Origin of the sequence: Paenibacillus mangrovi (genome assembly GCF_022898935.1) — a bacterium.
Lineage (GTDB): Bacteria > Bacillota > Bacilli > Paenibacillales > Paenibacillaceae > Paenibacillus_AQ > Paenibacillus_AQ mangrovi.
Genome location: NZ_JALIRP010000001.1, coordinates 345,818 through 358,729, shown reverse-complemented (window position 1 = coordinate 358,729; position 12,912 = coordinate 345,818). Strand labels below are relative to the sequence as shown.

Here is a 12,912-nt window from a genome sequence, read left to right as displayed (position 1 = left end):
GACTCACCTCATTGTTTCATCTATACAATAAACTGTCTTGACAATGCTTTCATTCCATCTTAGCATTTAATGATTAGTGATCGTTCTGGCAGAGGATGGTGCAAACGAATGGATAATGCAATTGGATTGGACTCGAATCCATACCTGGTTAACATGCAGCTCGATCTATTCTTCGCTGCCTATACGAAAGTACCCGTCACTTGGCGCGATTATGACTATACCCCGAACTTCAACAAAATGTATTACATTACGGAGGGCGAGGGTTATTTGAAAATAGGCAAACAAGAGTATTATCCGAAGCCGGGAGAGCTCTATATTATGCCCGCTGGCATCTTGCAATCTTACAGCACGATCAGTGACAACACGCTGGGCAAGTATTGGTGCCACTTCACCTCGAAGCTTGGGGATCTCCAGTTATTCGATCATGTTGCCGTTTCCTCTTACGTCGTTCAACCGGAACCCGCGGAGATGAAAGGGCTGTTCGAGCGTCTCATCCGATACGCGAACCGAGATGATCTCACGTCCAGATTTCGTATCCGTTCGATACTTCTTGAATTGCTTTCTTCGTTCTTCGATCTGTGCGGCCATACCAAGCTGAATCGTACAACCAATTCTACCTATGATAAAATGAGCGCGGTTCTGCAGCATATCGAGGACAACGTTTCCCTTCAAATGACGGTTGAGGAACTTGCGCATATTGCGCATTTTCAGCCGAACTATTTCATCCATGTGTTCAAAAACTTCACCGGCCTCTCGCCGATCCAATATATTAACCGCCACCGTCTGGAGAAAGCGACCCAGCTGCTGACGTTCACAAGCATGAGCATCTCTTCGATCGCCGACTCCATCGGGCTGGAGCTTTCTTATTTCTCCCGTATGTTCAAAGAGCATAGCGGCTACGCGCCGAGCACCTACAGGGAGCTGATGGCAGGCCCTCGGACAAAATAAGAAAAACGTCTATCGACGTACTTTCACAAAAGACAGACCGCTTTTAGCAGAAGTTTTTCTTGCGATTATAGAATTGTTCAGCTTCGCTGAAAACTTATAAATTCTATAATCTTAAGAAGAAGGCGGGCAGCCCCTCTTGTTCCCTTGCTTATGGATAAAACGTGCTTTGTGGCGTTGTGTTCGAGCACCAGCGGGAGTTGAACAGATGCTTGATCAAGGCATCTTTGGCTTCTTCCGTCCCGATATAGCGCAGTGCTTCTAGCGCGTGGGCTCGGACGTAACGGTTCTCGTCATCCAAAGCAATTTGCAATTGCGGCACGGCCGCCTCGGCCGCTGCGCCCAATCTCGACAGCGATAAGCCTGTCGTAAATCGGACTTGCACATCTTCATCTTTCAAACATTCTATTAATCCTTCAACCGTTGCGTCCGATGGTTTGCCGAGCATTCCGAGCGATTCCGCTGCGGTATAGCGAACTTGAGGAGCAGGATGCTGAAGCAGGTTAATCAGCTTGGATACGGCTTCGTTAGTCAGCTCCCGTTGTTCGCCCAAGGCAAAAGCCGCATGCACTACCGTATGCAGATTTTCGTGATCTAGAGCTTCGGTTAAGCCGCTGACTGCTTCGCTCCCGGATACGGATAATCCGTAAGCGGAAGTGCGCGATACGCCGGCTTCATTATCGCTCAAGCCTTGGAGCAAAGCTTCTACGCCCAGCGTCCCTCTACGGGCAAGCTCGTAAGCCGCATGCAGCACGTTTGGCTCCGAAGCGTCCCGCAGTTCTGCGGTCAGCTGTTGAACGCTCTCCGCGTCCGCTGAAGCCGTATTCGCGAGGCTGCCAAGCTTACCGGACAACCAGTTCCACGTTTCCTCCCACATCGTGTCTTGCTGCCTGAAAGGACTTTTAATCTGTTCCGGAAGCTTCCAGACTTCATCCTTTTGATTCCAAGTCGGGTTTGTCGGCGCTTGCGTTCTCATAAATTCGAATTTCAGCATATAACGTTCTTTGCCGAGCATGTTCGGAGTCGAGCGATGCCAGATATCGTAATGGATCAGGGCAAATGTTCCCGCTTCTCCACTTGCGAGCGCTTCTTCCTTATTTTCATTGTTGACGAAAGTTCTTGTATGGTAGTTCTGAGTCCCCGGCATGACACCGGTCGGCCCCAATTGGGCTGGTGTGTCTTGTGGGAAATACATGATCATGGCCCACCATGGATGGTGATTGCGCATTTTGGAGTAACCCCAATAGCTATCTTTGTGCCAGCCGCCCGCCTCGGGAATGGCATTGAAATGCCCATGGCGATGTGCATGCAGCATATAATCCGGTCCGAGTACGCTCGTTAAAGCGCCGGTAATGACGGGGTGATCGAAAACTTGCTGCAGCTCGCGAATCCGAGGGAGAAGATTGTTGCCTGGATTTCCTTCATGCTCATACACGTAACTCAATTGCTCAAGTAAACTCCGATGAAACTCCTTCGAAAAATCGGTTTGTAGAATCAGAAACCCATCCACGATAAACTGTCTCATTTGCTCATCTGTTAACAATAATTGCGTTTTGTTCCCCATACTCGAGTGAACCTCCTTTATATTGGATTACACACCCATCATAAAAAAACGGGCCCTCAACAGATATAGAGAAAGTTCATTCACATTTGCACAGAATTAAGTTGTTCGGAAAATGCTGACGGTTAATTATCCGAAAGCCATACATAAACTACAAAAAAACCAGGCTATTTACCTCGCCTAGTTTTCTTGTTGTGATATTCATTTTTTGTATATTTATTCTAATTAATTCTGGAATTTCACCGTTCTCGAATACCTCGACTACTGCCGCGGCTTTAGGAGGGAGAGAATTACGCGAAAGCGCAGCATCTACGATCTCCTTCAACCCTTCTTTTATCAGCCCACTGTAATGGCCGAAATTCGTTGAAACCACTCTCTGAAAAGGGAGCGCAAAGAACGGGATATTTCCGTCCATAAGCACGTACAGAGAGTTCATGGTCTCATACCGCATCTCCATGTTATCAATGGTAATCTGAAGTCGGTAAGGCAGTCCTATCTGGCGTGCTGCATCTTCCCATAGCATCGTAACCGTTTCAATTTCAATGGCAGAAACAGATTCCCACCGGTCTATTCCCAGATCACCTGGTTAACGTTTAAAGCTTCAGCTTTTGTGTAATCAATCCGTTATTTAGCTGCCATCGCTTCTTTAATCTTTTTGTCCGACTCTTCACTCAGCTTACGTAAAAATGTGACGACATCCTTGTCGGATTCAGCGAATGAGCCCAGGCTGGCGCCGATATCGACATACTGATCCCAGAAGCTGAAACGCTTCTCCGGAATGACGGGCCATACTTTGAAGAAAGCGCCGATGTTTTTATCCGCATAAGCCTCGACATTCGTCCCGTACATTTTGCGGATTTCAGGATTGGAGACAGCCGGTCCTGAAGCCATATCCTTTAAGATGTTCGTCTGATTTTCATCGGACATATATTCGGCAAGAACCTTGAACGCCTCGTTCTTATGTTTGCTGAATGTCGTAATGACCATTGGCGATGTCCCAACGATCGGCCCGTTCTCAGGCGCGTCGGCCCATACCGGAACCGGTGCAACATCCATGTTTTTCTTAAACTCTTTATCGCCCCAGTCCCCCGTGAGAATACCGTTCCAGTTTACAGCCATTGCAGCTTGTTTCATGGTGAACAGACTTTTCCCCTTCGTATGCTCGCCGACAATTCCGGGTATGCTGTAGAACTTTTTCATCCAATCAAAGTATTTGGTGAATCCCGGATCTTTCGTAATGAGGACTTCTCCGGTATCCGGATCGGTCTTATTTAAAGCTAATTCGTTCAATGGAACCATAGCGTCCGAATCCATCGATCCCCATCCGAACTCGAGCCCGACATATTTCTTCCCGTCGCGCTCCACCGTCATTTTCGCTGCCAAACCAAGCAATTCATCCCAGGTCATGCTTTTATCCGGGTCCGGGTATGGAACGCCGAACAGGTCGAATATCTCCTTATTGTAGAACAGCACTTGCCCGCCCTGTCCGTCAGGGAATCCCATCATCCGGCCATCGGGATCCTGTGCGCGGAGATAAGCAACGAGCGAAGGGTCAAGAATCGATTCGTCAAAATTGTTAGCCTTCATCAATTCATCCAGTGGCTCAACGACATCAAGATCGAATAACGGCTTAAAGCCATGATTGCCGATAATGATATCCGGCTCAGCTCCGGTGGCGAACAGCTCCTGCAGCGCTTCATTTGTTCCTGCGGCACCGACCCGCTTGATCGTAATATTCCCAAGCTTCTTCTCGATAGGCTTGAAACGGGAATTGAATATTTCCTCTTCCCATGGAAAAGCGATCGTGATCGTTACAGGATCGGTGGACGGAGCAGGCTGCTGCGCTTGCTCTCCCGCATTAGTTTTGTCCGTTCCTTGCTGCGCACCATTCCCACTCGACTTCCCCGTACCCGATCCACCACCTGAGCATGCGGTTGTTAACAGCATGAAAATAACAACAATCGCGACCAGCATTCTTTTGTTCTTCACGAAGTAATGGATATGAATTCCCCCCTTATCGGTTTAGTTGACAATCGATTGCAACCGTCTTCGCGTTTTTTCTGCCAGAGGATTCTCGTTGATGTTCAGGCAATAGAGGTTGGTAGTTCATTAATACGCCCCAATAAACGTAAGAATTCCTGCGTTTATTGGGGCGCTCTGTGTCTTTGTGATTTTAAACAAAAATTCACTTACATCGCTGCTTCCGTAAAAATCTCACTTGAAATCGGCATTTTATGAATGGTATGCAGGAAGCTGATGATCTGATTTTGTGAATGCGTAATGACGGAATGCGTTTCAGCTTTCTGGTTCGGCAGATAGCGCACTCCCTTCAGGAGACCATCTGACGTTACGCCGGTTGCAACGAACAAGACGCTGTCCCAGCCTACCATATCGTCCATATACAGGTTGGCTTGGATTAGAAATCCCCATTCGGATGCAGCGTTCTGTTTCTTCTGGGCTATCCGGAAGCAGACGTCCCTGCATTTCTCCGCCCATACATTTAAGAGCTGCAGCAGCCACCACACACTTCTGTGTGTTGTCATATTTACTGAGAAAAATGAATTAAAAAATGTTGATATATTAAGGGATATTTTCTTATTTATTGAGACAAGCAAAGAGTGGATTCAGCTTTGCTCCCCTCATTCTTCATAATTAATGCAAAAAACTGCATTTGGAATTATACATTTTTTATGCAAAAAAAGTATAGAGTGTTTAAATCGAGCAAAAAAAATACTTACGAGTGAATTTGCTCACTCATAAGCACTTTTTTTCGAACATAATGATTCCATTTCATTATCGATGATCAATACTAGAGTTTTATTATTTGCTTGTATATCTTTCAAGACTGTTTCTATTAATTGTGAATTGTTATTTATTTTGTCGCTTTTATGATTGTAAAATCATACTTGGCATCATCTGTAATTTGTAAATGTTCATTTTCCGAATGCTTCGTATATTCTTCTCTCAAGAGAATGGATAGAAGCAAGAAGGCCAAAAAAGACCATCTACTTTCCGTTTCATTTTGGAGGTCAAATCGGGCACTGTACGTTATATCATAAAAATGCGAATGTGGTGCACCCTGCTTCTCTACCCTGTTTATGGCATTCATTAGACAAAAATCCTGGATAATATACGTGGGGGTGTCTTTTCAACTGGATGATATTCTATTCGTCGCATAGATCGACGCGGTTGCTGTCAGTTCGGACACAACTTTTGCCCGTAATTCCTCCGGTGCCATCACTTCAACAAGAGAGCCGTAGCTGAGAATGATTTCGCAAGCCGAATCGAGTGTCTGGAATTCAACGTCCAGCTCCGACCACTCACAGCATTCGTCTGCTTCCTCGCTTCGAATAATTTTGGCATACCGCTCGTGTCCGATGCGAGAGTGCAGCTTCAGATGGACCCTCAGACGCGCAGGATATCGGGGCAGACTCTTTTTGAATTGTTGTGTTGATTGTTCCCAATACAGTTCCAGATCGAAGTCGTCGGGCCGCTTGAAGGTTTCTTCCAACATGCGGGCATCAACAAGACGAGAGATTCGATATGTTCGCAAGTCACCGCTTGATTCTGCGATCAAATACCAGACGTTTCGTTTAGCGACGATACCGAGCGGATAGACGATCCGTTCCATGGTCTCTCCGTCCCTGCGGTACTTTATGTTCAGCTGCCGCTCTTCCCAGACCGCTTCCTGGACAGTCGACAAATGCTCAAACGATTCCTTCGACTGATGCCATCCAGCCCCGTCAACAAGCATTCGCTGACGCACCATTTCGGCATTCTTTTTTATTGACTCGGGAGAGGCGGCCAACAATTTTTGAAAGGCAGCTTCAAAATGATCTTTAATGCCAAGGTCATCCAGCAAATTGGACGGATTGGTGAGCAGCAGCGATAATATCTCCTCTGTTTTCATCCCTGTCAAATTGGTCCGATAGCCTTCCGATAACAACCATCCTCCTCCGGAACCGCGCTCGGCGTAGACGGGTATGCCCGCCGCGCTTAACGCCTCCATATCGCGAAAGACGGTGCGCTCCGACACCTCCAGCTTGTCCGCTAACTCCCGCGACGTCATTCTTCCCTGGTTCTGCAGCAACAACAGAATGGTAAGCAGCCGATCTGCTCTCAGAATGTTCCCTCCTTACTGAATCGATAACGTAGATGGTTCTCATTATACCACGGTAATATGTCAGTAGTTTTCATAATGCATTTGAAGTGCCTCAGCTGCATTTGCAATGAAGCTTCCAAGATGAGATGGCTGGCGCTGCATCTAGGTGGCAGGTGTGTTGGAATTCGGACTAACGGGGATTCTATATGCCCTGACTAAGCCGTTGGCGGAGCATGAGATCCCTGTTTTTGCAGTCTCTCCTATATATAACACGGACTATCTGCTGGTTAAATACGATCAGCTTGAGAAAGCCCGTGAGGCATTAACGTTGGCTGGTTATACGTCCTATGTTATCCCTAACGAATAAAAAATGACCGGCATTCGACCGGTCATTTACGCAGAAACACGAACAATTCGTTGTAACCTCAGGAAAACGCTCCCTAGCTATTTTCTGCCTTGCGCAGATACGTCCCCGTTATAGAATGCTCAGCAGCAGCAAGTTGGACAGGTGTGCCCTCGAATACAATTCGGCCACCCCTATGCCCCCCCTCGGGACCCACGTCAATGATCCAGTCTGCGCTCTTAATCACATCCAGGTTGTGTTCAATGACCACCACCGTGTTGCCACCGTCGACCAAGCGGTTCATAATGTCCATCAGACGAGAAATATCGGACATATGCAGTCCAGTTGTCGGCTCATCCATGACATACAGACTGCCTTCCTTGTGAAGTTCCTCAGCCAGTTTGATGCGTTGGCATTCCCCGCCCGACAAGGTGCTCAGAGGCTGGCCCAGCGTTATGTATCCGAGTCCCACATCCTCCAGCGTCTGCAACTGACAGAGCAGTTCCTTCCTGCTGAAGAACGCCGAAGCTTCCCGTACCGTCATGGCGAGGAGGTCACTGATGGATTTTCCGTTCAGTTTGTATTCAAGTACTTCATCGCTGAAACGCCTGCCCGCGCATATTTCACATGTCGTCCTTATGGGCTCGAGAAAAGCCAAATCCGTGTAGATCATGCCGAGACCCTGACAGTTGGAACAGGCTCCCTTGGAGTTGAAGCTGAACAGGGATGCGCTCACCTTGTTGGCGGCTGCGAACAGCCGGCGTATCTCGTCCATCATCCCCGTATAGGTAGCCGGATTGGAGCGGATGGATGTGCCCACGGCCGACTGATCAATGATAATCGCTTCCGGATGCGAGGGCAGGAAGGCTCCGTTGATCAGTGTACTTTTGCCTGAGCCGGCAACCCCTGTTACCACAGTCAGCACACCGACGGGGATATCGACGGTCACATCCTTCAGATTGTTCAGGTTGGTCTTGGTTACGGCCATCCAACCCTTCGGCACTCGGGTTGAAGTTTTCAAGGGAAGACTTTGTTTTAAGTACCGACCTGTTAACGTATCCGCGCGGAGCAAGCCTGCAAAGTCGCCTTCGTAGACGATTTCTCCGCCGCGGGTTCCCGCATGAGGTCCGACATCAATGATGTAATCGGCGATCTCCATCACTTCGCGGTCATGTTCGACTACAAGAACGGTATTCCCTTTGTCCCGTAGCTGGCACAGCATGCCGTTCAGACGATGGACATCCCGTGGATGCAGCCCGACGCTCGGCTCGTCGAAAATGTAGATCATGTCGGTAAGACTGCTGCTCAGATGACGGACCATCTTGATGCGCTGCGACTCCCCGCCCGACAATGTCGCGGTCTGGCGGTCCAGACTCAGATACTCCAGCCCGATGGAGACTAGATGACCCAGCCGGGTCAGAATTCCGTCAATCATGGGTCCGGCAACGGGATCCTGAATGGCTTCGATCATACGAATAAGCTCTCTAATCTCCATAGCCGCGCATTGGGCGATGTTGTAACCGTTAATCCGGCAGCCAAGGACTTCTTGATTGAGTCGGCTTCCCCCGCAAAGGTCACAATTGCTGTAGGACAAGAACCGGTCAATCGATTCGCGTTTGGCTTCGGACATCTCGCTGCTATCCCGCTTCAAATACAGGCGGGTGAATTTGGGCAGCAGACCTTCGTAATCCGATTCGATGGCGCCGCCTTTGGTGTTGTATACGATCTTGCTTTCTTTTCCGTGAAGGAGGACATCCCACTCTTCTGGCGTGTAGTCAGCGAGCCGTTTGTCATTGTCGAACAGTCCGGAATGGGCATACGTATTCCATAACCAGCCACCAACTTTAAATGCAGGGAACAGGATCGCGCCTTCATTCAGCGACTTGGATCTATCGAGCAGCTTCTCCACATCGAACTGTACCACCTGTCCCACTCCGGAGCATTCCGGGCACATACCGGCTGGGTCGTTAAATGAGAAAACATGCGAATTGCCAGCAGACGGTTTGCCGATTCTGGAGAACAGCAGCCGGAGCATCGCATAAATATCCGTGATCGTGCCGACCGTCGAACGTGAGTTGCCGCCGAGCCTTTTCTGATCGATGACAACTGCCGTAGACAAGTTCTCGATGAGATCGGCATCTGGCTGACTAAACCGGGGCAGCCGATTGCGGATGAATGCGGAGAACGTCTCGTTCAGCTGCCGCTGGGCTTCGACACTGATGGTGTCGAAGACCAGGGAAGACTTGCCCGAACCCGAAACGCCGGTGAAGATCGTGATTTTCCGCTTCGGGATGCGGACATTCACGTTTTTCAGGTTATTCTCGCGTGCACCTTTAATGACGATATCATTGACGTTCATGGCCCCCACCGTCCCAATGATAAATGAGCTGTACAAGGCCCGAAGAGAACGTTCTTGTATGAGCCAACTTTAAATTCAACCGTTGTTTGATATCTGCAAACAGCGGTTTTCCTTCTCCCAAAACAACAGGGTGAACTGATAATCTAAATTCATCCACAAGTCCTAATTGGATAAACGTTGTCATTAGACTTGCTCCACCATATAGCCAGATGTCTTTGCCAGGCTTTTGCTTTATTTTATTTACTTCTTCAAAAATATTATCGTTTATGAATATGGCTTCATGGTCCGTCCCTTGCTGCGACCTGGAAAACACATATTTCTCTTTACTATGAACCAATTCCCAAAATACTTTGTCAGCATCCGAATCTTCATTATTAGGAGTGTATTTTCCCCATTGGTCATAGCTTTTTCTTCCATATAATATGGTGTCAATTTGATCTAAAAATTGATTAAACTCGAGCTCAGGATCCATAATACACCAATCCACTTCACCATTTTTCCCTTCAATGAAACCATCCAAAGTAACTGCCAAGTCTAAAATGATTCGTCGGTTCATAATTTGTTGCTCCTCTCCTTGATCTATTACTCATTATAGAGCTTCATTATGTCACCTTGTGTCATATTTAAAACACACTTACTAATTCATGGCCATTTCGCTCGATTGCATCACTTCAGTCGAATAATCGCCACCACGCGCGGTTAGCAATACAACTTTTCGTAGCGTCAAATAACCAGGTGTATTGAAAAAGAAAAGCCCATGGTTCATGAATATCCACAGGCTCTGCGTTATGTACAATGTTGTTGAACTGCCGGACTCCATGGAAATCCAACACCACGGTCGGCTCCAATCCAGTTAACTCTTTTTAACTCCTCCAACAAGCCCCCAAACGCTCGAAGCCTTCCTCCGTATGCATGATGCTCATGATCTTACCATACGGCTTATACCATTCTGTAAATGCCTGAAGCATACTTATCCCTTTCGAGACGTCCAACCCTACAACTACAACCGGTCCCATGTCATCTCCTCATGAATAATCGCCGGCATTCTCACGATAGCTCCAATCCAACAGCTTTACTTGTGATACGAGATCCATGCCTTAACCAGCTCAATCATGGTCATTGGGGTAGTGGGACAACATTTTGGTTTTTTATTACGGGTATTTCCCCCAAATCACCCACGTTCTCCCACCGCCATCGTAAAACGCCTAAAGAAAAAAGGCTACCCAGTAAACTGGATAACCTGATAATACGAAAAACGCCGAAAATGCCATCTCTCGCTTAGCCCATTCAAAATACTATCAACTATAGAGGACAGCAGACGTCTAAGGCACAAACCATTGTAGAACAATGCATATTTATGCATTTGTCAATAAATATGGAGATTTTTTCTCACTAATTTAAAAATTTTTCTCAGTATTTATGACATCACACAACTTCTGTGATATTCCAGAATTAATTAGAAAACGGAGCCCACGAAACCACGTGGCTCCGTTTTGAATGTTTCAGAAATGATTAGAATTTGAAGTCCACCGCGGCAGAATTGACGGTATGTTGCAGAAATCGCTAGAAAAAATATTTTTTAACTTCAGCCACACATGCATAAGTATACATTCCTTTTTCACATCTCTCCTGTGGGCACTTTTCATTGCTTTTGAACGAGTAAAATAACTGAATGATGTACGGACAGATTATGAAATTTCATCCTTATCTCAATATACACAGATGACACAGAGACACAGTACGAAGTGTTTCGTTTGATGGTAGTGCCATTGATCCTTTTGATATTTAACTGCGTTTTGAGAATCAGAATCATAATTAGGTAGATATGTATGTAGTTAGCTGTGGAATTAGGTAAAAAAGAAAAACTTGCTATGATTAGTCGCAAGTTTGCTTAAATAAAATAGCTTTTCTCGAATCGCATCCTCAGAAACCTATCTTCTCACTCTTTATTCGGCTGTTTCATCAAGGTCTTCGTTATAAGCCAGTATCCCGCGTTTAAAATAATGAAGTTTTTCGTCTGAGGTAGTTTCCATTAAATTGGTGATCAGCAGTTCAACGCTTTCCTTGTAGTTTTGGCTATTGTACAGGGCCATGGCAAGAAATACTTGAATTGCACGGTTCTCCGGGAATTCCTTCGCCCCTCTGCGTAACGTCTCAACTGCTTTTTGGTAGTCCCCCCAGTAGCGGTACGTACTCCCCAGACCCATTAGGCATCTTTCTAGATCAGGACCAGTAAGGCCCAATTTAATAGCCTGCTCATAATATGGAATCGCCTGACGTCCTAGTCCGGAATTGTCATGTGCGATTCCAGTTTGGTAGTTGATCTCGGCATCATCCGGATAATCGGTCAATAGTTCCAATAAGTGCTCGCGAACCTCGCTTAAGATCTCTAGGTCCTGCTTGGCTCGTCCTTCTTCACGACGTTCAATCCATTTACTTAAATCATTCCTAGTCATATGTCCACCTCAAAAACTTAGTAGTTCTTCGCGTCCTTTTTTTATTGGTCCACGTAGCAGTGTACGCAGTTATGTTCGTGTTAACTTAGCTTGTTATGGCGTGTGCCATGCTTTAAAAATTAATTTTCAATGATAAAAAGCGGTTCCACGGGCGTTTTCGCGAAATAAAGGAAGCGTCATTTTTGTGTAAGAAACGATTGAGTTTAACTGAGAAATTGGGCTTTTTAATATTGTAAGACAATACCGACATTTACCGAAAAGCGTCGATATGATCGATTGCCCATTGCTTATAGGTGATAGGGGCCCGGCCGGTTACTTCTTCAACCGTGGAAAGTACGGCAGAGTCTTGGCTATGCCTGTACTGATCAATCATAGCGTCGACAATCTCTGCGGGCATATGCTGAAGCATGAACTCGCGGGCGACGGCATTCGGAATCGTTTCAAAACCAAGATCGCGACCCAATAGGTCCCCGAGGATGCGCATCCGTTCACTTGCAGTAAGCGATTCTGGTCCGGTTAAGTTATAAATCTTCTCTTCATGACCGTCCGTGATGAGAGCCTTTGCAGCGACGGCGGCAATGTCCCGCGAATCGATGTCAGGGAAACTGATGTCGCCGAACGGGACCCTGACATCCCCCTTGGATCGGATCGCAGCCGCCCACTGCAACGAATTGGTCATGAACGCGCCGGGCCGTAGGAACGTCCAGGCGGCGCCTGAGTCCCGGATAGCTTGCTCTGCTTGCATGTGGATACGCGCAATGGCGTTTTGCGCACCCATTACAACAGCTGCCGTAGAGAGCAAAACAATATGCCGAACCCCGTGCTGCCGAGCGATCCGAGGGAACTCATAGTCCGCTACGTTGGGCAATATCCAGAACACTTTTCCCACCCCTTCCAGAGCCGCCGTTAGGGTGTCTGGCTTCGCCAAGTCCCCGGCGACAGCCTCGACTCCTTCCGGAAATTTCGCCTTTTCAGGATTGCGGCTCAATGCCCGCACGCCATAACCGGCCTGCTGCAGCTCCCGAATCACGTGACGTCCTACCGTACCTGTTGCGCCTGTTACTAAAATCATCCTCTTCACCTCTTATTGGAGTTTTTTTGTATTGTAACTCAGTAAACGTCTAATTAAGACGAGGAAGGAAGCGA

11 protein-coding genes and 1 pseudogene are annotated in these 12,912 nt (G+C 47.2%); 2 read left to right on the top strand and 10 right to left on the bottom strand.

Annotated elements, in window-relative coordinates; genetic code table 11:
• Nucleotides 1-108: 108 nt before the first annotated feature.
• The gene (locus MUG84_RS01575; RefSeq protein WP_244718442.1) at nt 109-948 is read left to right on the top strand and encodes an AraC family transcriptional regulator; all 840 of its coding nucleotides are present in this window, start codon (nt 109-111) and stop codon (nt 946-948) included.
• 148 nt (nt 949-1,096) lie between these two features.
• Here the strand turns inward: MUG84_RS01575 and MUG84_RS01570 are convergent, their stop codons facing one another.
• The 5 genes and pseudogenes from MUG84_RS01570 to MUG84_RS01550 form a co-directional block, all read right to left on the bottom strand.
• Nucleotides 1,097-2,509, bottom strand: a complete 1,413-nt coding sequence (locus tag MUG84_RS01570; protein ID WP_244718439.1) for a HEAT repeat domain-containing protein — start codon at nt 2,507-2,509, stop codon at nt 1,097-1,099.
• 148 nt (nt 2,510-2,657) lie between these two features.
• Nucleotides 2,658-3,029: a hypothetical protein gene (locus MUG84_RS01565; RefSeq protein WP_244718436.1), complete on the bottom strand. Its 372-nt coding sequence runs from the start codon at nt 3,027-3,029 to the stop codon at nt 2,658-2,660.
• 101 nt (nt 3,030-3,130) lie between these two features.
• Nucleotides 3,131-4,480, bottom strand: a complete 1,350-nt coding sequence (locus tag MUG84_RS01560; RefSeq protein ID WP_244718433.1) for an ABC transporter substrate-binding protein — start codon at nt 4,478-4,480, stop codon at nt 3,131-3,133.
• A 215-nt stretch (nt 4,481-4,695) separates the two neighbouring features.
• Nucleotides 4,696-4,990, bottom strand: a pseudogene (locus MUG84_RS27190) (fructose-bisphosphatase class II).
• A gap of 664 nt (nt 4,991-5,654) precedes the next feature.
• The gene (locus MUG84_RS01550) at nt 5,655-6,629 is read right to left on the bottom strand and encodes a helix-turn-helix transcriptional regulator (protein WP_244720878.1); all 975 of its coding nucleotides are present in this window, start codon (nt 6,627-6,629) and stop codon (nt 5,655-5,657) included.
• A gap of 157 nt (nt 6,630-6,786) precedes the next feature.
• Between MUG84_RS01550 and MUG84_RS01545 the strand changes: the two genes are divergently transcribed.
• Entirely contained in the window at nt 6,787-6,975 is a 189-nt protein-coding gene (locus tag MUG84_RS01545; protein ID WP_244718427.1) for an ACT domain-containing protein, read from the top strand.
• Between the two features lie 73 nt (nt 6,976-7,048).
• Here MUG84_RS01545 and MUG84_RS01540 read toward each other — a convergent pair whose 3' ends face one another.
• The 5 genes from MUG84_RS01540 to MUG84_RS01520 all read right to left on the bottom strand — a co-directional run bounded on the left by MUG84_RS01540 (nt 7,049) and on the right by MUG84_RS01520 (nt 12,838).
• Nucleotides 7,049-9,310 carry an ATP-binding cassette domain-containing protein gene (locus MUG84_RS01540; RefSeq protein ID WP_244718424.1) on the bottom strand — a complete coding sequence of 754 codons (2,262 nt, stop codon included), beginning with the start codon at nt 9,308-9,310 and terminating at the stop codon, nt 7,049-7,051.
• Nucleotides 9,297-9,866 carry a dihydrofolate reductase family protein gene (locus tag MUG84_RS01535; RefSeq protein ID WP_244718421.1) on the bottom strand — a complete coding sequence of 190 codons (570 nt, stop codon included), beginning with the start codon at nt 9,864-9,866 and terminating at the stop codon, nt 9,297-9,299. Before MUG84_RS01535 ends, MUG84_RS01540 begins: the two co-directional genes overlap by 14 nt.
• 307 nt (nt 9,867-10,173) lie before the next feature.
• Nucleotides 10,174-10,326 carry a hypothetical protein gene (locus MUG84_RS01530; RefSeq protein ID WP_244718418.1) on the bottom strand — a complete coding sequence of 51 codons (153 nt, stop codon included), beginning with the start codon at nt 10,324-10,326 and terminating at the stop codon, nt 10,174-10,176.
• A gap of 930 nt (nt 10,327-11,256) precedes the next feature.
• Nucleotides 11,257-11,766: a tetratricopeptide repeat protein gene (locus MUG84_RS01525; RefSeq protein ID WP_244718413.1), complete on the bottom strand. Its 510-nt coding sequence runs from the start codon at nt 11,764-11,766 to the stop codon at nt 11,257-11,259.
• A 250-nt stretch (nt 11,767-12,016) separates the two neighbouring features.
• Complete coding sequence (locus MUG84_RS01520; protein WP_244718410.1) at nt 12,017-12,838, bottom strand: SDR family oxidoreductase; 822 nt, start codon at nt 12,836-12,838, stop codon at nt 12,017-12,019.
• Nucleotides 12,839-12,912: the final 74 nt, after the last annotated feature.